This window comes from Mycoplasma mobile 163K, assembly GCF_000008365.1.
GTDB lineage: Bacteria > Bacillota_I > Bacilli_A > Mycoplasmatales > Metamycoplasmataceae > Mycoplasma_J > Mycoplasma_J mobile.
The window spans coordinates 417,560-440,313 of sequence record NC_006908.1 but is presented as its reverse complement, the minus strand read 5'-3'; the positions used below and the strand labels follow the sequence as shown (position 1 = coordinate 440,313).

Annotated in this window: 14 protein-coding genes; 11 read left to right on the top strand and 3 right to left on the bottom strand. The window is 23.3% G+C overall.

All coding sequences use genetic code 4. From position 1 onward, the window contains the following. Nucleotides 1–35 precede the first annotated feature (35 nt). Genes cdd through MMOB_RS01840 form a run of 4 tightly spaced genes read left to right on the top strand, consistent with a single transcriptional unit; the run spans nucleotide 36 to nucleotide 3,404 of the window. Nucleotides 36–464 carry a cytidine deaminase gene (gene cdd, locus MMOB_RS01855; protein ID WP_011264867.1) on the top strand — a complete coding sequence of 143 codons (429 nt, stop codon included), beginning with the start codon at nucleotides 36–38 and terminating at the stop codon, nucleotides 462–464. After that, complete coding sequence (gene era, locus MMOB_RS01850; protein WP_011264866.1) at nucleotides 448–1,341, top strand: GTPase Era; 894 nt, start codon at nucleotides 448–450, stop codon at nucleotides 1,339–1,341. Before cdd ends, era begins: the two co-directional genes overlap by 17 nt. A gap of 50 nt (nucleotides 1,342–1,391) precedes the next feature. Continuing rightward, a complete protein-coding gene (locus tag MMOB_RS01845; RefSeq protein WP_011264865.1) occupies nucleotides 1,392–2,477 on the top strand; it encodes a Dam family site-specific DNA-(adenine-N6)-methyltransferase in 1,086 nt (361 codons plus the stop codon). Nucleotides 2,478–2,510: 33 nt separating this feature from the next. Then, complete coding sequence (locus MMOB_RS01840; protein WP_011264864.1) at nucleotides 2,511–3,404, top strand: type II restriction endonuclease; 894 nt, start codon at nucleotides 2,511–2,513, stop codon at nucleotides 3,402–3,404. Between the two features lie 5 nt (nucleotides 3,405–3,409). Here the strand turns inward: MMOB_RS01840 and MMOB_RS01835 are convergent, their stop codons facing one another. Then, entirely contained in the window at nucleotides 3,410–4,849 is a 1,440-nt protein-coding gene (locus MMOB_RS01835; RefSeq protein WP_011264863.1) for a hypothetical protein, read from the bottom strand. A gap of 509 nt (nucleotides 4,850–5,358) precedes the next feature. On the opposite strand from MMOB_RS01835, the gene MMOB_RS01830 reads away from it, so the two are divergent. The 3 genes from MMOB_RS01830 to yihA all read left to right on the top strand — a co-directional run bounded on the left by MMOB_RS01830 (nucleotide 5,359) and on the right by yihA (nucleotide 7,818). Further along, nucleotides 5,359–6,609 (top strand): ATP-binding protein, encoded by a 1,251-nt coding sequence (locus tag MMOB_RS01830; protein ID WP_011264862.1) that lies wholly within the window; start codon nucleotides 5,359–5,361, stop codon nucleotides 6,607–6,609. A 2-nt stretch (nucleotides 6,610–6,611) separates the two neighbouring features. Beyond that, complete coding sequence (locus MMOB_RS01825; protein WP_192805342.1) at nucleotides 6,612–6,998, top strand: hypothetical protein; 387 nt, start codon at nucleotides 6,612–6,614, stop codon at nucleotides 6,996–6,998. 274 nt (nucleotides 6,999–7,272) lie between these two features. Further along, on the top strand, nucleotides 7,273–7,818 hold the full coding sequence (yihA, locus tag MMOB_RS01820; RefSeq protein ID WP_011264860.1) for a ribosome biogenesis GTP-binding protein YihA/YsxC: 546 nt from the start codon (nucleotides 7,273–7,275) through the stop codon (nucleotides 7,816–7,818). Between the two features lie 11 nt (nucleotides 7,819–7,829). Here yihA and MMOB_RS01815 read toward each other — a convergent pair whose 3' ends face one another. Beyond that, nucleotides 7,830–8,819: a hypothetical protein gene (locus tag MMOB_RS01815; RefSeq protein WP_011264859.1), complete on the bottom strand. Its 990-nt coding sequence runs from the start codon at nucleotides 8,817–8,819 to the stop codon at nucleotides 7,830–7,832. A gap of 809 nt (nucleotides 8,820–9,628) precedes the next feature. On the opposite strand from MMOB_RS01815, the gene MMOB_RS01810 reads away from it, so the two are divergent. The 3 genes from MMOB_RS01810 (at nucleotide 9,629) to MMOB_RS01800 (ending at nucleotide 15,321) form a co-directional block, all read left to right on the top strand. Then, nucleotides 9,629–11,869: a lipoprotein 17-related variable surface protein gene (locus MMOB_RS01810; protein WP_011264858.1), complete on the top strand. Its 2,241-nt coding sequence runs from the start codon at nucleotides 9,629–9,631 to the stop codon at nucleotides 11,867–11,869. Nucleotides 11,870–12,186: 317 nt separating this feature from the next. Beyond that, nucleotides 12,187–14,256, top strand: coding sequence for a lipoprotein 17-related variable surface protein (locus MMOB_RS01805; protein ID WP_011264857.1), 2,070 nt, complete (start codon nucleotides 12,187–12,189; stop codon nucleotides 14,254–14,256). Between the two features lie 384 nt (nucleotides 14,257–14,640). Further along, nucleotides 14,641–15,321: a lipoprotein 17-related variable surface protein gene (locus tag MMOB_RS01800; protein WP_011264856.1), complete on the top strand. Its 681-nt coding sequence runs from the start codon at nucleotides 14,641–14,643 to the stop codon at nucleotides 15,319–15,321. Between the two features lie 69 nt (nucleotides 15,322–15,390). Here MMOB_RS01800 and MMOB_RS01795 read toward each other — a convergent pair whose 3' ends face one another. Beyond that, the gene (locus MMOB_RS01795; RefSeq protein WP_041362875.1) at nucleotides 15,391–16,380 is read right to left on the bottom strand and encodes a hypothetical protein; all 990 of its coding nucleotides are present in this window, start codon (nucleotides 16,378–16,380) and stop codon (nucleotides 15,391–15,393) included. Between the two features lie 264 nt (nucleotides 16,381–16,644). Here MMOB_RS01795 and MMOB_RS01790 point away from each other — a divergent pair, with 264 nt between their 5' ends. Next, entirely contained in the window at nucleotides 16,645–22,644 is a 6,000-nt protein-coding gene (locus MMOB_RS01790) for a lipoprotein 17-related variable surface protein (RefSeq protein ID WP_192805341.1), read from the top strand. Nucleotides 22,645–22,754 lie beyond the last annotated feature (110 nt).

Below are 22,754 nucleotides of genomic sequence, written 5' to 3'. Positions count from 1 at the left end.
TCTATTATTAAATTTAAATAACTTATAATTTTAATATGGAAAATAAATACGGGGATATTTTTAAAAAATTAAAAAATCATCTAGATAAAGCTTATGCGAGATATTCAAATTTTCATGTTGCTGCAATTGTTGAAAAAAACAACAAACAATATTTTGGATTTAATATTGAAAACTCTTCTTATCCAGCTGGGATTTGTGCAGAAAGAAGTGCTTTATTTGCTTTTGCAAATGATCATGATTGGTCTTTTAACAAAAATCATAAAATAGATGCAATTTATATTATTTCAAATCTAAATGATTACATTGTACCTTGTGGTATGTGTTTGCAAGTAATGTCAGAATTTTTAACAAACGAAACACCAGTTATAAGTTTTAGTATCAATAAAAAAGTTAAAGAATTTAAATTTAAAGAATTGAATCCATACCCTGTAAGAAGCGAGTTTCTTTTTGAACAAAAAAATTAGAATTTTAGTTAGTACAATTATCGGAAAACCAAATGCCGGTAAAAGTTCTCTTTTAAACTCTCTTTTAAAAGAGAGTGTTTCAATTATTAGTAATAAGCCTCAAACTACAAGAGATCAAATTACAGGAATTTATTCAGATGAAGCAAATACAGAACAATTTGTTTTTACTGATACTCCAGGAATTCATAAATCAAAAACTGAATTAGGTAAAAAAATGAATGAATATAGTTACAGTTCTATAAAAGATATTGACTTAGTTTTATTTTTAAGTCCAATTGACTATGAAGTTGAAGAAATTGATTTAGAAATTATTTCCAATTTAGAAAATGTAAAAAACAAAATTGCAATTGTTACAAAAATTGATTTAGCAAAAGATCATGCTATTGTTGAACAAAGGGCTTTATTTTTAAAAGAAAAAGGTTTTACAAATGTTTTAGCTTATAGCACTAAAAATGAAGCTACAAGAAATTTATTACTAAGTGAATTAAGATCATATTCATATGAAGGTTTTGCTTTATATGAAAATGATTATTACACAGATAAGCCAATGCGTTTTATTGCAAAGGAATTAATTAGAGAATCACTTTTAGAATCACTTGATCATGAAGTTCCGCATAATATAGCTGTTGAAATTGAAGAATATAATGAAGCTAGAGATGATCAATTAACAGAAATTAAAGCAGTTATTTATGTTGCACGAGATTCTCAAAAAGGTATTGTTATTGGTGAAGGTGGTAAAATGATCAAATCCATCGGAATGAAATCAAGAAAAAAAATTGAAGATATTTTACAAGAAAAAATAGTTTTAAAAACCAAAGTAAAAGTAAGCAAAAATTGAATCAATGATAAAATTTCTCTTAAAAAATTAGGGTATTAATTTAAAGTGAATTGTATATTTTAACACACAAATGTTATAATGTAATTTATATGAACATTTTATTGGAAAATTTTGGAACTAGATTAAAGGAACTAAGAAAAAGTAAGCAAATTTCTCAAAAGGAACTTTCGGAAAGTACCGGGATTGTAAGAGAGCAAATATCAAGAATTGAAAATGGACTTGTAAATCCAACTTTAGATACTTTACATAAAATAAGTTTAGCATTAAATATTTTCCTTCATGAACTATTAAATTTTGAAATTAACTCTAAAGAAAATTCAAAATTAGCAAAATTTACTTTTCCATTAAAACCTTTTGTTAAATGAGCAGGAGGGAAAACTCAATTATTAAATGTATTGGAAAAAGAAATTCCTAAAAATTTTAATACTTATTTTGAGCCTTTTGTTGGAGGAGGAGCTCTATTTTTAAAACTTCAACCTCTACATGCAGTTATTTCAGACTCTAATATTGATTTAATTTCAACTTATAAAAGTTTTCAAAGTAAAAAAAATTATAAAAAAATGGTCCATGAGTTGTTGAAACATCAAAATAATCACAACGAAAATTATTATTATAAAATTAGAAATTTAGATAAAGAACTTAATTTTGATAAAGAACTTAAATACATAAAAGCAGCAAGAATGATTTATTTGAATAAGTCTTGTTTTAATGGTTTATATAGAGTAAATTCAAAAGGTTTTTTTAATGTTCCTTCAGGTAAATATAAAAGAGTAAATGCTTATGATGAGTTTTTATATAAAAATTTAAATGAATATTTTTTAAAATCTAAAGTAAAAATTTTAAATCAAGATTATAAAAAAGTTATTTCTTTAGCAAAAGCTGGAGATTTTGTTTATTTAGATCCTCCATATGATACATTGGATGAAAAAAAAAATTTTACAACTTATACTAAAAATGCTTTTGGAAAAAATGAACAGAAACATTTGGCAGAAACATTTAAAGATTTAGATAAAAGAGGTGTGAAAGTAATGTTAAGCAATCATAATACTCATTTCATAAATGAACTTTATAAAGATTATAACATCAAAGTCATTCATGCCCGTAGAAGTATTAATTCTTCAAGTTCTGGAAGAGGAAAAATTGAAGAAGTTTTAATTACAAATTACAAAAATTAAATTGCTATTTGTAATTTAAAAAAAGGACAAAAAATGAAAAAAAACTTTGAAAAATGACTTGAAACTATGAAAGAATCTATTTCAACATGAAATTATTTTGTAGATTTTGAAAAAGTGAATGAAAATATTAAAATTTTAGAATCAGAATTAATTTTGCTAAATAGCTTAATAAAATCAAAAAACATTGAAGAAGATTTTGAAATTCTATTAAAAAATAATCGCAATATTTTGAAAGCAATTCCCTTACTTTTAGCTAAAAGAAACGGAAAAAATGATTCATTTAAAATATATACCAATGGAAAAATAAAGATTTTTAATTTTGAAAACATGTCACATAAAGCAAAAAATTATGCAAAATTAGACATTGATGATTATATAGAATTTATGAGAAAAACAGGTTTATTCAAGTTTTTAAAAGAAGGGAAAATAAGAAATTTATTAGATTATGCAAGAGGTGTCGAAGTTGGTTTAGATTCTAATGCCAGAAAAAATAGAACCGGTAAATTAATGGAAGATTTAGTAAGGGATCATTTAGCTAAATTAGATTTTATTGAAAATGAATCATTTTTTCAACAATTTTCTTATAAAAATTTAAAAGATCAATTTGATATTGATTTAACAAATATTAAAGATGCTTTTAAAGCTGAAAAACGATTTGATTTTGTTGTTAAAACAGAAAAATATATTTATGGAATTGAAACTAATTTCTATCATTCATCAGGTTCTAAACTAAACGAAACAGCAAGAAGCTATAAAACAATTTGAAATGAAACAAAAAATCATAGCAAATTTAAATTTATTTGAATCACAGATGGGAAAGGGTGACTTACATCTAAATCAAATTTAAAAGAATTTTTTAATGTTTACGATGGGATATTAAATATAAAAGATTTAGAAAATGGAAAATTAAAAGAATTATTAAAATAATTAGATTATTTTGGAAATAAAACATATTTATGAAAAGTTATGTTTTTTATTAATTCTATAAATTTATTTTTTGAATCTTCTGTGTTAATAATTTGATTAATATTCAAATTAAGTATTAAAGTTTGATTAATTTGTATTTCTCGTGAAATTAAAATAACTTCATAAGTTCCTTTTTCTTTTATTAGAACACTAACATCTCCTAAAAGTTGACTAATATACACTTTTTCTAAACCTGATTTATTACCTAAATTTGTAAAAAAACTTTCTCTTAAAGTTGGGACTCCACCAAAAACTTTATGTTGATTTGTTGAAATTCATAGAATTGTATCTAAATCAATTAATTCTTGTAAGTAATTTGCTTCATTAGAGCGATTTGTTGTTGAGCCATGATGATTAATTTGTAATAAATCTAATTTGATTAAATTATTTTTCAAGTAGCGTGGGTTGGTTTTTAAAATACTCAAAGTATCATCATTTGTAATTCCATATGAATCAGCTGTGAATAAGGCTCTAAAATTATTAATACTATAGAATAAATTAAAACTAATTTCATTAGCTTCTTTACCTAGTTCAGCTTGTCCTGTTAATGAATTAATACTATAATCTTTTGAAGGGGCAATAAAATTTAAAAAAGAATCATCACTAAAAGTTATTAAATCACTTTTTGGACTAATTTCTTGATACAAAATAGTTTTAGTCTTAATTTTATTTAATAAAATATCTAATTCATCTTGCATTAATTTTGCATTTCTACTTGTATTAATATTTGTACTAAGTGTTTGAAGTTTGATAAAATCATAATATTGATCTAAAGCTTCAGGGCGATTTGTAATGATATCAATTTCATTTGTATAAATAGCTTTAATTACATTTCTAAAAGTAGCAGTAGTAACATTATCATCAAAAGATACTAAAACTTGTGAATTAGTATGTGAAAATTCTGACATAATTTGGTCCATTGCTCCTAAATGATCGGCATCAGCATGCGACATAACAAAAAGATCAATTTTATCATTAATAAAAGTTTTATTTAAAGTAGGGTGCAATTTTTGAGCATAATTGAAAGTATGTACTTTATTGTTTGTGCTCTCTTGTCTAAAATTACCTGCATCAATTAAAATGCTATAAGAGCCATTAGTATCTATTTGATTAAAATTATTTGTTTTTAGTAAATTAGAATTTTGATATTGAATTAAATATGAATCACCTTGTCCAACATCAAACATTGTTAAATTTGAAGTTTCGTTACTAGTATCTAAATTTAAATTAGGACTTAAATAATTAGTTTTAAATTCTAAAGCTCTAATAATAGAATCATTAGGTTTAATAACTTCAGGAGTTGTGGTATCTGTTGTATTAGTAAAAGAACAAGCAACAATTGTTGCAGGGGTTATAAGAAGATAAGAAATGTTTGCTATTCCAAATAATACTTTCGTGTTTCTCATTTTAAAATCCTTTATTTTTTAGAATCATTATAAACATGAATTATTTTATAGAATACAAATAATTTATTTATTTTTTTACCATCATTAATTGAAATATTTTTATATTATTAATTTTTTTGAATACTTTTGAATTTTAATAATATGATTTTATTTTAGGTTTTACCATTTTCTAAAACTTAATATAAATTTACTTTCAATTTTGATTTAGATTCATAAATTTTAAATTGAATTTTCTATATTCATAATTTTTGTTTATTTTAAAATATTTTTTTAGATTTTCTTACATAAATAAATACTGAATTTTATATAATATTATTGAAGTAAAAGGCAAATTATTATATGCACACATATATTATGTTAAAATGTAAAAAAATTGATTATAATATTTCTATATTGATAGATTTAGTTATAAATTCCATTAATTTATTTTGTAATAAAATTTTATCAATTTCTAATTAAAATTAAATTATTTAATAAAAAAATAAGACAATTTTTTATATAATTACATTATGCAAATAAAAAAAATAAGTTTTGAAAATGTTAAAGTTTTCAATAATTTAGAATTAGAATGAAATAATCACACAGGAATTATAGGTATAATAGGACAAAATTCATCTGGAAAAACAATAATCCTTGAAACAATAGAATTAGTTTTTCAAATTATGAATATGGAAAAATTTTTAAATTCTAATCTTTTTTCTTATCAATCATTTTTAAATTATTTACAAAAAGATAATTTAGGATTAAATTTAATATCTTCATATTCACCTTTTTATATACATAAGAAAATAGAAAAATTCTTAAATATCTTATTTTTTGATAAAAATAAAAAATTTGTATTCAATATTTTTTTTCAAAATGGTGATAATTATAAAATGATAATTTCAAATCAAAATGAAAATGTATCTATTTTTCTTTATTTTAATGAAATATTAAAAGAAGAAATTTTAAATTTTAACAATTTTATAAGAAATTTTTATCTTTATTATTTTTCTTTTGAAACAAAAATTTTAAATTCAAAAGAAGAAATTGAAAAAATTTTTTTTGAACAAAATAAAAAAATTTCAAATTTTAAAAAGGAATATGAAATCTTAAATTTAGAAATAACCTATTTAGCTGAATCAAGACCAATAGATATTAGTAATTTTAATAATCGAATTAATTACATTTTCTATTTTTTTAAATCACAAAAAATAGAAGACCAATATAAAAAATATAAAGAGAAGTTTTTGAAATGAATGAAAATTTCAGACGCATGAATTGATGATTTTGAAATTCAAAATGATTTTTATTGATATTTTAAAAATACAAAAGGAGAACTAATAAATTGAAATCAATTATCTAAAGGAACTCAAAAATGAGCTGCATTTTTTTACGATATTATTAGTCGTTATTTACTTAAAGACAAAATTACTGTTAATAAAAATATTTTTTTCTTAATAGATGAAATTGAAAATTTTATGCATTTAAAACTTACTAAAACATTCATAGATTTAATGATTCAATATTTTGAAAACAATCTTAATAATTCTATTGGAAAAATTCACTTAATATACACAACACATCAACCTTTACTATTTGAAAATTTGAATTTGAATGAAAAACAAAATATCTATTTTCTAGAAAAGCATCAAGGATATTCTAAAATAAAAAAATATTCTTCATTAGATCAAAATTTCACTTATGAATATTTAGAAGAAAAAATAGGAACTCATCCTTTAGATAAAATAATTGATGATTTTTTAAAGGAAATGAATTAATGATGAAAGTACTTGTTTTAAATTTTGAAAATAATTCAAACAACAATTCAACTGAAGAATTTTATTTTAAAAAATTAAAATCTTTTAATAAAAATATTTTTTTTCAAAACTATAAAAATAATTTATCTATAGATAGTTCTATAAATTTAATATTAGCTATTTCAGATAATGATATTCAAAATTCAGATACTCATAATTTTATAAATTCAAAAATTGAGAAACATATTTCATCTATCAAAAATAGGAAAGAATATTTTAAAAAATATTCAAATCAAAATATAAAAAAAATTGTTATGCTACCGCCAGAAGGTTTGGCATTTGAATATTTTTTGGCATTTCATATTTCTGAAGAATTGAGCTTAGAAAAAAAATATTGAAAATACACTTAAAAAAAATTTAGGTGATAAATATTTAAAAAAAAATAATTTTCAAAATATTAGTAAAATATTAGATAAGAAAGATTTTTTTAAAATAAAGAGAATTTTTGGAAACAATTTAAAAAAATATGTAAGTCATCATTTTTTAGGTTATCAAGAATTTTATGATGAAATTCTTGATAAAATATCTTTTTAAAATAAATTTTGAATTTGGATTATTAGATGAAATATATTGAAAGTAATTTTATCTTTTTTATTAATAGCATTTATTCATTATAATAAGTAAATGTTAAAGTTTATAAAAAGTAGTACTAAAGAAAGTGAATGATTAAAAAATCCTAAAAATGAAATTTGCTTTGTAGGTAGAAGTAATGTTGGTAAGAGTTCTTTAATTAATGCCCTTTTTAAAACTAGAGTTGTTAAAGTAGGTAAAACTCCTGGTAAAACTAAATTAATTAATTTTTTTGAAGATGAAAGAGGTAATAGTGTAGTCGATTTACCAGGGTATGGTTATGCTAAATTATCTAAAGAAGCTCAATCTGAAATATCAGATATGATTTTTGAATTTTTAACAAAAAGAGTAGAAATTAAAAAACTCTTTTTGTTAATTGATTCAAGATTAGGTTTTACTCCAATAGATCAAGAATTTTATGATTTTTTAAAAGAAGCTCCTTTTGAAATAATTATTGTTGCAACAAAACGAGATAAATTAAATCAATCTCAAACTTATCAAATTAAAAAGTCTTTAGATGAACTAAAAGTAAAATATTTTTTAGTCTCAATTACTAAAAAAGAGTTTTTACAAGATCTTGTAAATAATTTATTTAATTAAAAACACGAAGTTTATTCGTGTTTTTTTGTTTTGTTAAAATCATCATCAATTTTTTCTTTTGTAATTTTTGCATCAGTTTTCATTTTTGCTTCTTCATCAATTTCTAAATAATTTAAGATTTTATTTAATAATTCATTTCTATTCATTTCTTCATGTCCTGAAATGAATAGTTTTTCTGCTAATAAATGTAATTGTTCAGTAGAAAGGTCTTCAAGCTTTTCTCGATTTTTATTTTGAGAAGTTTTAGATTCTTCGTTAGAATTATAATCATTTGCTTGATTAGTATTTGAAGTATTTCTTGAAGTATTTGTTTGAGCATTGCTAAACATACCATTAAAAATATCCATCGGACTAAATCCTTGAGCATTGCTTGTAAAATTACCATTTTTCTTAAATTCTTCAAGCTGATCTTTTTGTTTTTGTAAAAAGTACGATCTTTGAAAATTAGCTTTAAAACGTTTAATTTTTGAACTAGGATAAAAGTAAAAGATAATTGAGAAAATTCCTAAAAATAATCTAAACAAAACTATTGGATTTTCAATTGCCATTCCAGCTGGTAAAAAAATTGAACCAATAATAATTAACATTCCAAAAAGAGCCATGATTGTAAAAATTGTTGTATTTAAAAATCTTAAACTTTGTTTTTTATTTGAAGTAATAAGTGAGTAAATAAAAAATCCTAAAAGCCCTATCATTAATAAAAGAAATAAAATTGGAATTAATTGAAAGTATAACAAATAACTCGTCCTTAAATCATTTACTCTTTGATCGATATTAGTAATTGGTGGAGTCATTCCATTTAAAGATTCTCTATAATTATTTAAAATACTTTCAACATTTAAAAAAGAAACAACAATGTAACCAATTGTTACCGCACTTAAAATACTTGCAAGCACAACAAAAAAAATAATTCAAGGTTTATAAAGAGCTTTTCAATTCTCTTTCCATAGTTCCGATTCTTTTTTAAATTCACCTACATTTAATGGGTTTTGAAAATTCATATTTTCCTTTCGTTTAATTATGTTTATTTTAAAATAAATAAAGATTTGCTTATATATAAATTATATACTTTTTTAAAGAATAGTTTTAATTTAAAGATTGTTTAAGTAAATTTTCTAATTTCTAAATTTGTAATTTACAGTACTAATTTTATCATTTATTTCTAAGTAGTATTTCAAGAGAAAAAACTGAAGAAAATGAAGAAAATGGAGTTTTAGCACTTACTTTAACAGCTTTACATAAAACTTCTGGTCTTTTTTTATCTAAAACATTTGAAATTCCAGGTTTTGCAACACCTTCAAATTGATTTACAGATTTTGTAAAAGAAAATGTTAAATTTCATTTATCTGCAGATTCAAATTCAACTTTAACTTCAGAAATTAAAATTGAAAATCTTGAAAAATTTGTTCCTCTTCCAGGTCCTATAAATTCTATAGTTGGTGATGTAGTTTTAAATTTTTAGCGGTAAAACCTAGTGAGAAAAATGGTGAAATTATTATTACATTGAAGGATCATGAAAAGTTTCATTTTCATTTTTCACAAGAACTTTCAGAAGATCAGTAGATATTCCATTAAGTGGATTTAAACTAAAATAATTCTCATTTTTAAAAATATATAAAAAGCATTTTAAAATGCTTTTTATATATTTTCCGAATCAAATAAAGACCTAAGTTTTAAAAAAATAACAAAAACTTCATATTTTATATTTCACTTAACTTATAATAAAGATATATGGAATAAAGTAACAATCTTAAAATAAGATTGTTACTTTATAAAATATTTAAGTTAAAAAATAATCTAAAAGGAAAATATGAAATTAAATCACAAAAAATTATTAATAAGTCTTGGAACACTAACAAGTGTCGCTGTTATTCCTATAAGTATTGTAGCTTGTGCAACAAATGAACAAAATGAAGTAAATTTAGACACAATTTTAGCAAATATTAGTGAAATAAAATTGCTTGAAAATGCTGAAAAGCAACTTCCTTCAAAAATTACAAATGAAAATTTAAATCAAATTATTGAACCTTTTAAATTTGAAAATACAGATTTTGATATTAATTTAACAATTAGTGAAGCAAATGATCTTGAAGGAATTTTAAAAATAAATTTAGCTATCAATTTAAAAACAAAACCTAAAAATGTTTCAAACAAAAATTTTACTATTAGTGGCTTTAAAAAAATAAGTGACATTCTTCAAGGTGAATTAGCAAAAATTAATTCAGAAAGTTTTTTAGTAAAACAAGGTGTAAATTTAAGGAATATTCCTATTTTTACAGTTGATGAAATAACTTTAAAAAATTCTTTTATTTTACCAATAGCCAGTTTAAATAGTGGAGTTGAATTTTTATTTGAACCTTTAGAACAAATTAAAGGAAATGAAGAATTAGGTAAGTTAAATCTAAAAGTTATTGCAATATATAAAAGAGAAAATTTAGATGCAATTACATTAGAAAAAGTAATTACAATTAATGGTTTTAGTTCAATTATTAATGATGCTTTAGATTTAGTAAAAGAATTAAATCCAATTCAAACAAGTAATTTTAGTTCTCTTCTTCCTTCGGAAATTAAAGATAGCGATCTAAATACTTATATTGAAACTCCTTTAAAAATAATAACAGGAATTAGTTATTCAATTAATTTAAAAGAAAATTCAAGTAATAATAAAGAAGGATCTTTAATTGTAATTTTAAATGCAATTTCAAATAATGGTTTTAAAAATTCAAAAGAAATAATAGTGAATTTTTTTCAAACTTCAAAAGGAAGAATTGAACAAATTTTAGAAACTATTAATAGTGGTCATTTTAAAATTAACAATCCTAAAAAAATCCCTTCTGAAATTAATAATGAAAATTTAGGTTTAGAAATTGATTTTAGTTCTTTTGATGTTAAATTAGATAATTTTAAATTATCTTATAGTATTTCAGAATTGCAAATTCCAAATGATAAATTAGGGCAATTAATTTTAAAAATAACAGGTACTCTTGAAGATATTAATTTTTCAAAAGAAATTACTCTTAGTGGTTTTCAAACTTCAGACGAAAGAATTAAACAAATTTTAGATAATATTAATGCTTCTAATTTTCTTGTTAAAGATTATAAGCAACTTGCATCTTCAATTTTAGATTCTAATTTAAAACAATTAATTAAATTTAATATTAACTCATCTATACAAAAAGTAAATATTGATTATCAATTATTACAATCTAATTTTTATAATGATGAAAAAGGAACTATTACTTTATTATTAACAGGAACTTTATCAACTTCTATAATTTCTAAGGAAATTACTATTAGAGGATTTATAACAGCTAAAGAAGCTTTTGCAGATGCTCTTGGTTTAATTAAAGGGAAAATAGATTCTAATTTCTTTACACCTTCAAGAGTAAATTTAACAGAAATAAATTTTAAAGAAATGGAAATTAAATTAAAAGATATCGGTTTTAATTCAGCTTATGAATTTGGAAATATTAATACAAATAGAGTAGTTGTTAAGTCATATCAAATTATAACTGTAAATAATGAAAAATTTGATTCAAAAACTAAGAATATGAAAATTATTGTTAATGGGACTTTTGATGGAATTGCAATTACTTATGAAAGAGATTTAATTGGTTTTAGTGCTATTGATGAAAGTATTATTAATTCATTAATTATTATTGAGAAAATTGCTCAAGGACAATTAGAACAAGAGAGTTTTGCAAATAATACTTTAGAAAATATTACAAGTAATTCAAGAGAAGATTTTAACTTAATAAATCAAGGAATTGTTGTAAAACTAGGTGATGCTTGAGAAAGAAATGTTGATGGTAATATTATTTTAGTTGATGGCATTCCAGTTTTAGATTCTTCTTTAAAAGCAAGAGGACTTAAATATTTATCTAATACTTTTAGATGAGTAACTTCAGATTCTAAAATAGAAAATGGTATTATTATTTCCCAAACTTTAACAATAAGCTTTCATTTTGATGAAACAATTGATTCTTTAGATTTAGGGATTTCTAATTTTACCATTTCTAAAGTTATTTCAATTTCTTCAAAAGAAAATTAAGTTATTTTTTAAAACACCAATAAAAATTGGTGTTTTGTATTTTTGATATCTAAATTAAAATAAGATATAGTATTATTTGCAAAAATAGAAATTTATATGTTTAGTAAATTAGATCATTAAAATTAATTAATTCTTACTTTAATTTTAATCTCTCAATTAAATTCTTGCTTTTGAATATTTAAACAAAACAAATTAAAATTAGTGAATTTATAAAAATAAAAATTTCTAATTAAATTGAATGAGAAAAATTTTCAATATTTAAAAAATGTAATTTTATATGTATAATAAATTTAAAATAAAATAAGGAATAAAAAAGAATGATTAAACAAAAAAACAAAAAAATTTTAATTGGTTTAGGATTAACAACAGCAACTGTTGTTTTACCAATTAGTATTGTAGCTTGTGCCACCAATGAAACTAATGCCCAAAAAATTACAAAAGCTTTAGATTTGATTACTGAAACAAGTTTTAAAATAGAAAACAAATCAAATAAAATGGCAACTTCAATTACTGAAGCTAATTTACAAACAGAAGTAGTTTTAAATATTACCGGTCCAACAACAAGCGGTGTTAAATTTACATATACTCTTGCAACTGAAGAATCAAAAAAACCAAATGATACAACAGGAACTATAAATTTAATTGTCACAGGAACAATTGGTACTGATAAAAATACAAAAGAAATAAAAATTTCAGGATTTTTAACAACAGTTCAAGCTGCAGATAAAGCAACAGCTCAAGCTGCAGTTGATGCAATAACTTCTCTAACAGAAGCAGATAATTCTCCAAAAGGAACAACTCTTGCTTCAAAAGTTACACCAGAAACTTTAAAAACTTTTGTTCAAAATCCAGCAAATTCTGCTAATGGTGTAGTATTTGCAGTTACAATTATTTCTACAAATGATACAACAGGAATTTTAACTCTTGGTCTAACAGGAACTTTAAATGGTCAAGTCGCAACAAGAGAAACAACTACTCCTTTAACAATTTCAGGATTTTTAACAACAGATCAGAATAATTTTGCAATTGCTCAAGCTGCAGTTGATGCAATTAATACTCTAACAGAAGCAACTAATTCTCCAAAAGGAACAACTCTTGCTTCAGAAGTTAAGCCAGAAACTTTAAAAACTTTTGTTCAAAATCCAGCAAATTCTGCTAATGGTGTAGTATTTGCAGTTACAATTATTTCTACAAATGATACAACAGGAATTTTAACTCTTGGTCTAACAGGAACTTTAAATGGTCAAGTCGCAACAAGAGAAACAACTACTCCTTTAACAATTTCAGGATTTAAAACAACAGATCAAAGAGCTAAAGATTTAGTTGTATTACAAAATACTTATAATGAAATTGTTCAAAATAGTTTAATTATTAATAATTCAAATGCAATTAGTGAAATTTTAGCAAGTTCAGCAACAAATGAATTTATTAACCAAAATGTAAAAATAAATCCAATTAATAATGTTAATTTTACATTAGAAGTAGATTCACCTAATGATACTGCTGGAACTCTAAATGTAAAAGTTATTGCTTCTTTTGAAGGACAAATTTTAAAAACTAAAATATTAAATGTAGATAATTTCAAAACAGCAACCATGGCCTTTGGTGATTGACTTGGATTATCTAATTCAGAAGTAAATACTACTTTCTTTACCCCTTCAGTTACAAATATTTTGACACAAAATAACATTGATACAATGAGAAGTTTTATTAAACAAATTGGTATCATTAATAAAAATCAAGATTTTGGAACAACTAATGCAAGTAGATTTACACTTGCAAATTATCAAATCACAGATTTAAATGGAGATGTAACAACTTTTACAAAAGATTCAACAGATATGAAAATTACAATTAATGGTACACTTGATGAAAATGCAGTAAGTTTTTCAAAAGAATTAAAAGGGTTTACTGCAATTAGTACAATATTAGATAAGTTATTTACTTTTGAACGTAGTTCAAGGTCTTTAATTACATCAAGTAGAGGAGCAGGACGTAATTTTACTGATTTAATTTCAACAAGTATACAAGGTCCAAATTCAGGAGCTTTTGGAGTTATTGTTAAACCAACAGATTTTTGAGCAAAAGATATTGAAGGAAATGTATTATTTAATGACAATAACATTCCAAGATTCAAAAAAGACTTAGAAGATAGAAACTTAAGATTAGCATTTAATGGAATTGCTTCATTTAGATGAAGTATTATAAATCCAAAATTTGTAGGAACAGGTACTGATAGAGTATTACAAAATCCTTTTAGTATTAACTTACCTTTTGATAGTACTATCTCTGGAGGTAATCCAGTAATTCCTGGAAATATTGGTGGTGATAATATTAATACTTTTAGAACAACACCTGTATCACTTGAACAATCAATGCCAGTTTAATTACAAACTAATAAATAAAGACTATTTAGTCTTTATTTTAATATTTTTAAAAATAACTTCTTATTCTTAAAAATATTAAAATGTATTTGCAATAAAAAAAATAACAATATATGCAGTTCTTTTATAAATTCGATAATTTTTGAAAGTTTATTTAAATTCAATATTTTTGATTAAAGCATAACACTTGGATTACTAATCCATTTAACATAAATTAAACAATTCACAATTCTAAGTAATATACAAAATAATTTAATTGTTTGGTTTATTTTGAAAAACAATTAAAACTTCTTAAAAGGAATTTTATACATTTAACTTAAGTAAAAAAAGTTTTATAATTTATAATGTATAAAACTTAAATATAAAAAATTTATAAAGGAAAAAAAGATGTTTAAACAAATAAATAAAAAATCACTTATTGGAATAGGGGCCTTAGCAGTGGTATCCATTTTACCAATTAGTGTTGTTGCTTGTGCTTCTAATAGTTCAAAAATTGAAAGTGCTTTAAATTCAATTGTTGCAACAAATTTTACAATTAGTAATAAAAATAAATTAGCTTCAGAAATTAATTTAACTAATTTAACAACGGAACTAACAATAACTCGTGCAGTAATTGATGGTGTTAGCATTACTTATTCAATTAAACAAAAAAGTGTAAATGATACAACAGGAACTATAACTTTAATTGTCACAGGAACAATTCGTTCTTTAACAAGAACTAAAAATCTAGAAATTTCAGGTTTTCAAACAACTGAACAAAGAAATGCAAATATAGCTATTGCTCAAGAAGCTATCAATCCAATTACTGTTTTAGAAAGAACTCAACTAAATCAAATTGCAACTACATTAGCTTCAAGTGTTGACATTAGTAATTTAGATCTTTTTGTTCAAACTCCTTTTCCTTTAGGTAATGGTGTAAGATTTACTTTAAGTCCTATTTTTTCAACTTCAATGGAGCAAATTAAAACAGATGATACAACAGGAACTTTAGCTTTAAGATTAACAGCAAGTTTTAATGGTGGAAGTGTTTCTAAAGTTTTAACTGTTGATGGATTTAAGAAAATTTAAATTGATTTTTAACAAATTATTTATTTTTCAAAATTATCAATAAAAACATCATTAATGATGTTTTTATTATTATCATTTTTTCTTTAATTTAGATTTAGAAGCTTTTTCTTTTCTAATGTTAGAATACTTATAAATATCTTCTTCCTTTTTAGGTTTTATTTTTTGTTTTAATTTCTTTTTATTATCTTGAAAAGTTCTTAATTCATCTAAAGCAAATTCAACACTATCATGAATTTCTTTTGATTTGTATAAATCATCTAAATTCAATTCTTGGCTTTCTAAAATATCTGAAATTAAAAATCTTTGGTTTTTTTTCAAACTTAAATCTAATTTATTTTCAATTTTTAGTCTTAAAGAAATTTTAAATTTTAATAATTTCTTATTAAATAAATCTGAATCAATTATAGTTTTAGAAGTTTTTTTCAAATTATTTAATAATTCTTCAGTGACAAATAATTCATTTCATGATTCATTTTTTTTAAAATTAGTTTTATGAATAATACTAATTTTATTTCTTTCTAATAAATAATCAAATGAAATAAAAACTTTACTTAATAAAATTACATTTGAATAAACATTTGGTAAAAATTGGTTTTTTTGATTAAAATAAATGGCTAAATCTTTTAGTTTAAAAATATTATGATTAACTATTTGTTTTAAAAGGCTTTTTAAATTAATAACAGTATTTGAATTTAAAAAATTAGGATTAATATATTTACTAATTTCAGTTTTTAATAAAATTAAATCTTTAAAATTAAAACCAAAATCAATTACATAATCATTAGAATTAAAAAAGTGATTAATTTTTTCATAAGCTTCAACTTTATCTAAACCAAATTCAAGTAAATGTTTTTCTTCAATTCCTGTTTCAATAAAATTAAATGAATTATATTCATTAATTGGCTTGATGAAAATTTGCATAAAATCAACAACATTATTATCACTAATTTTAATTGCACTAAAATCAATGATTTCTTCAACATCTTCTTTTTCCTTTGTTTTTACACTTTTTAAATAAAAGATAATGAAATTTATTTTACTTTTTACTAATTCTTCCATTACAAACTCCTTTTTCATTAAATTTTTTATTTCAATACTTTATAAATTTTACACTAAAAAAATTTATAAAATTTCTTATCTTCTTCTAGATTTAGTAAATTTTAATAAATTGTAATTTTTATTTTTATTTAACAAATTTTATTTTTAAAATTATATTTTTTGCTAAAATATTAAAGAATTAAAGAATATTGGAATTATTTATAATAGATAACATTATTCTAAAACAAAAACAAATATGAAAAGGAATTATATTTTATGTTAAAAATGAAAAAGAAATATTTAATTGGAATTGGTACACTTAGTGCAATTGCAATTTTACCAATAACAGTTGTTGCATGTGCAACTAATACATCAGAAAATGCTAACAATATTAAAAAAATTGATGTTGAACTTGCAAAAATTACTAAAGATAATTTTCTTATTAAAGATAAAAACAAATTAGCTTCAGAAATTAATGCAAATAATTTACAAACTGAAATAACAAAAAATAATGCTACCACTATTAATGGTGTTGCCTTTTCTTATGCTCTTTCTGAAAAAACTCCTATAAATGCTGCCACAGGTACTTTAACTTTAACTTTGACAGGTAAAATTGGGACCGATAGTAGAACTAAAGAAATCACTATTACAGGATTTCAAACTATTAGTCAAAGATTAAAACAAGAATTAGATAAAATTAGTACTCTTAAAGCTGATAAAGGTAATTTTGCTACAACTTTAGCTTCAAATGTAACTTCATCAACTCTAAGTAGTTTTGTATCTGATCCAGCTTCTAAAAATGGTGTTAGTTTTAAACTTATTTTTCTTCCTAATAGTTTTAATGATGGATTAGGAAGCTTAAGTGTTACTTTAGAAGCTTCAATCGGAACTATTAAAGATTCTAAAACAATTACTATTACAGAATTCCAAACTAGAGAATTAACACTTGAAGAATGAAAAGAATTAATCTCTAAAGAACTAACAAAACAAAATAAACATGAAGCAACTTTAGTTGGTTCTTTAACAACTTTAGCTTCAGAAGTAAGTGCTCAAAATTTAAATAACTTTATTTTAAACCCAGTAACATCAAATGGAGTAAGTTTTAGATATATTTTTAAAGCAAATAGTGCTGATGATGTAAAAGGTGAATTAACAGCAACTTTACAAGCATATATTGTTGGTAGAGAGCCTGAAGATTTAGATGATCCAAGTCAAGTAATTCAACCAGAATCAAAAGAAGTTATAATTACAGGATTCCAAACAAGAGCTCAAAGGGACTTAATAATTAAAACTGCTCAAATTAAAGCAGAACTTGATAAAATTGAAACTCTAACAAACTTAGAAGCTTCTAAAATTGTTATGCCTTCAGAAGTAAATTCTACAAATATTGCTGGTTTATTTTCACCTTTACAAGATCAAAATGGTGTTAGCTTTAAATACTTATCAGTTACTTCACCAAATGATGATGAAGGAACTCTTTTTGTTAATATTGAAGGTTCTATTGACAATATTAAGTCAGAAAAAATGGTTCAAGTTAAAAACTTCCAAACAATAGCTCAAAGATTAAAACAAGAATTAGATAAAATTAGTACTCTTAAAGCCGATCAAGGTAATTTTAATACAACTTTAGCTTCAGGGGTATCTAATACAAATTTAAACTCTTTTATAAAAAATCCAGCAACTGTTAATTCTGTAAGTTTTAGACTTATTTTTATTCCTAATAAGTTTACTAATGCATCAGGAGAATTAACTGTTAATTTACAAGCTTTTATTGGAGATAAAACCGATCAAAAAGAAATTTTTATCACAGGGTTTCAATCATCTTTAGAAAGAGTAAAACAAGAATTAGATAAAATTACTTCTACAACTTTAAAAGTTGATATGGGTGATTTTAAAACTACTATGCCTTCAGAAGTAGATGCAAATAATTTAGATAGTTTTATTAAAAATCAATTACCTAGCGATACTAATGATGTAAGTTTTAGATTTGTTTTTTTACCTAACTTATTTAATAATCAAAAAGGAGAATTAAAAGTTAATTTACAAGCTTTTATCGGCAATATCTCTTTTGGTAAAGACATTCTTATTACAGGATTCCAAACAATAGATGAAAGAGCAGAAAGTATTGAACAGCAAAATGCACTTATTCAAAGAAAATTGAATGAAATTGTTCCAAAATTAATTAACACATTTGACACAACTTTACCTTCAGAAGTAAAACCTGAAAATGTTACTAAATTAATTGAGATTCCAGCAATAATTGAAGGAGTAAGTTTTAAAATTACAAATCTAAGTTTAGTAAATGATAAAAATGGATCTCTAAGCATTACTATTGAAGGTTCGATTGGAGATATTAAAATCTCTAGAGATATTTCTATTATAGGATTTCAAACTGAAGATCAAAGAAAAGAACTAGATCCAAACCAAAGAATTCAAGCAGCACTTAATAATCTTACTTTAGTAAAAACAGGTGCTTTTGCAACTACTTTACCTTTAGAAGTAAAACTTGATAATGTTGCTTCTTTCTTTGAAATTCTAAAACCTGTAAAAGATGTAAATCTTAAATTTATAAGTGTAAAATCACAAAATGATACAACAGGAACACTAACAGTTACTATTGAAGGTTCAATTGGAGAAATCAAAGTAACTAAAGATTTTGATATTATCGAATTCCAAACAATTGATCAAAGAAATAAAGCTAAAATTCAAGTAGAACTTGATAAAATTAACCTAGTAAAAACAGGTGCTTTTGCAACTACTTTACCTTTAGAAGTAAAAGTTGAAAATGTTGCTTCTTTCTTTAATAGTCTACCGATTGTAGAAGGTATAAATCTTAAATTTATAAATGTAAAATTACAAGATGATGAGGTCGGAACACTAACAGTTACTATTGAAGGTTCAATTGGAGAATCTAAAGTAACTAAAGATTTTGATATTAGCGGATTTCAAACAATTGATCAAAGATTAGATCAAGAATTAGCAGAAATTACTACTATTGAAGCTAATTTAAGTGCTTTTGCAACTACTTTACCTTCAACAATAACTGCTGAAACTTTAAAAAACTTTATTTCTAATCCAACAACATCTAATGGGGTAAGTTTTGAACTTATTTTTAAAGCAAATAGTGCTGATGATACAAAAGGAGAATTAAAAGTAACTTTAAAAGCTTCTATTTCAGGAATTTCAAAAGAAAAAGAAATTACTATCACAAAATTTCAAACAACTGACCAAAGTGGAAATCAAAGATTAGATCAAGAATTAGCAAAAATTACTACTATCGAAGCTAATTTAAGTGCTTTTGCAACTACTTTACCTTCAACAATAACTGCTGAAACTTTAAAAAACTTTATTTCTAACCCAACAACATCTAATGGGGTAAGTTTTGAACTTATTTTTAAAACAAATAGTGATGATGATACAAAAGGAGAATTAAAAGTAACTTTAAAAGCTTCTATTTCAGGAATTTCAAAAGAAAAAGAAATTACTATCACAAAATTTCAAACAATTGATCAAAGATTAGATCAAGAATTAGCAAAAATTACTACTATCGAAGCTAATTTAAGTGCTTTTGCAACTACTTTACCTTCAACAATAACTGCTGAAACTTTAAAAAACTTTATTTCTAATCCAACAATATCTAATGGGGTAAGTTTTGAACTTATTTTTAAAGCAAATAGTGATGATGATACAAAAGGAGAATTAAAAGTAACTTTAAAAGCTTCTATTTCAGGAATTTCAAAAGAAAAAGAAATTACTATCACAAAATTTCAAACAAATCAAGATCATTTAAATGAAATTATTAATGCAATTAAGGCAGAAATTTTTGAAATCGAAAAACAAAATAAATTGCCTTCAGAAATTGCTGCTTCTGACATTAAATTTATTAAAAATTTTGATAATAAGGGTGTTGATTTAGAAATTTTAGAAATAATCCCAAATAATGCTAATGGTACTTTAAGTTTTAAAGTAAAAGGTACTTTTAAAGGAATTGAAAAATCTTCAATTAAAATAGAGATTTCTAATTTTGAAACAAATGCAAAACGTAGAGAAAGAATTTTAAATGAAATTACTGAAAATGATATTATTTTAGGAATTAATAATAAAAATGAAATTTTGCCAAAAGATATAAATAGTACCATTATTAGTATTACTAATTCAACAAGAGAATTAGTTGCTTTAAGTTTAGAAATTACTAATCGTAATGATGAATTAGGCCAAATTACTTTTAAAGTTGTTGCAACTTTAGGTGAAACAACTGATAAATTTATTACTATGTCAGGCTTTTTAACAACACAAGAAAAAAGGGAAAAAGATTTAATTACATTACAAAATGCTTATAATCAAATCACTCAACAAAATTTAAATATCAATAATGAAAATGAAATTATTACAGCTTTAGCATCTTCAATGACAAATGAACTTATTAATAAATATGTAAGTATAAATTCAATTAATGGTGTTAATTTTAAATTAGAAATAGATTCATCTAATGATACTATTGGAACTTTAAATGTAAGAGTTATTGCTTCTTTTGAAGGTCAAAATTTAAATACTAAAATATTAAATGTAAATAATTTCAAAACAGCAAACATGGCTTTTGGAGATTGACTTGGATTATCTAATTCAGAAGTAAATACTACTTTCTTTACCCCTTCAGTTACAAATGTTCAATCACAAAGTAATATCACCACAATGAGAACTTTCATAAATCAAATTGGTATTATGAATAAAAATATAGGTTTTGGAGATGTTGATGCTAATAGATTCACACTTACAAATTATCGAATTACAGATTTAAATAATGGTACTACATTTACAAAAGATTCAAAAGATATGAAAATTACAATTAACGGAACTTTTGATGGAAAATTAGTAAATTTTACAAAAGAATTAAAAGGATATACTGCAATTGGTACAATCTTAGATACTCTAATAACTTTTACACGTAATGAAAAACCATTATTAACAGCATCTCAAGGTAATCTCCACACAGGGCAATTATTTGAACAAAATCATCTACCAGATAGAGGAATTGTAGCTAAAGAATCATCAGATTGAAAAAAATTCTTTAATACTGCAAGCGGAAAAGAAGAGTTTGCTTCTACAGGTGAAGCAACATGAATACCTTCATTTATTGAAGGACTTCATAATAGAAATTTAAGACTTCATGCTAATCGTTTTGCCTGAAGAACTTCTGCTGTTGAAAATGGAGAACAAAGTATTACTATATGATTCCACTTTGATCAAACATTAGCATTTGCCGGATCAACTGATTATTTAATTGACACACCTTTTTTTACTACTCAAAAAATACAACAAACTTTATTACAAAAAACAATTGATTCAATTACATCTGAAATTTTTGAAATTGAAAATAAAGCAACAAAATTATCTTCATCAATTTCTAATGCTGATATTAAATTTATTCAAAGTTTTGATAAACGAGGTGTTAATTTAGAAGTTATTGATTTAAGTAGAAATAATACAGATGGTACTTTAAGTTTTAAAGTAAAAGGTACTTTTGAAGGAACTGAAAGAATTTCAGAAATAATTACTATATCAGGTTTTTTAACACCTAAAGATGCTTTAGCAGCAATATTAGGACTAAGAAATGCAGAAGTAGATACAACTTTCTTTATTCCTTCAAGAACCAACTTAGTTACAAGTATTACAACATTAACTGATATGAAAAATAAATTGACAGAAATCGGTCTTATATTGAAAGAAGAAAATTTAGGAATCGATAATAATCAATTTGCTATTACAAGTTATCAATTACAAAATAGTACTTTTGATACGACAACAAATGGTCATACTTTAATTGTCAATGGAACTTTCAATAATGAAGCAGTAACTTATTCAAGAAGAATTGAAGGATTTAAACCAATTTCTCAAGATTTATTAAATAGATTTTTCACAATCGAAAAAGTTGGTAATTTAATTCTTACCACTCCTGCTGCTGGTACTCCTGCAAATTCTACTTTCACTGCTTTATTAAATCCATTTAGAGGTGTAAAATTTAGTCTTGGTGATGTTTGAGCAAAAGATAATAGTGGAGCACCGATCTTTGAAAATGGATTCCCTCGATTTAATGATGAATTACATAATAAAGGATTAAGATATGCAGTGTCAGCAAGTGCATTCAATGCTGTGAGATGACGCCATTTTGGTGTAGACACAACTACAAATACACAAGACTGAAGAGTATATGTTTATTTAGATGCAGTAAGAGCCCCTGAAAATGGTCATCCACTTAGATGAGAAGGTAAAGTTAGTAATGCTTAATTAAAACTTTCGAAGTAAATTGAACATGCAATTTATGAAGTTTTAATATAGTATTATAGAATGTTTTAAAACAAGAAAAACATACACTTAACTTTGATAAACATGAAATA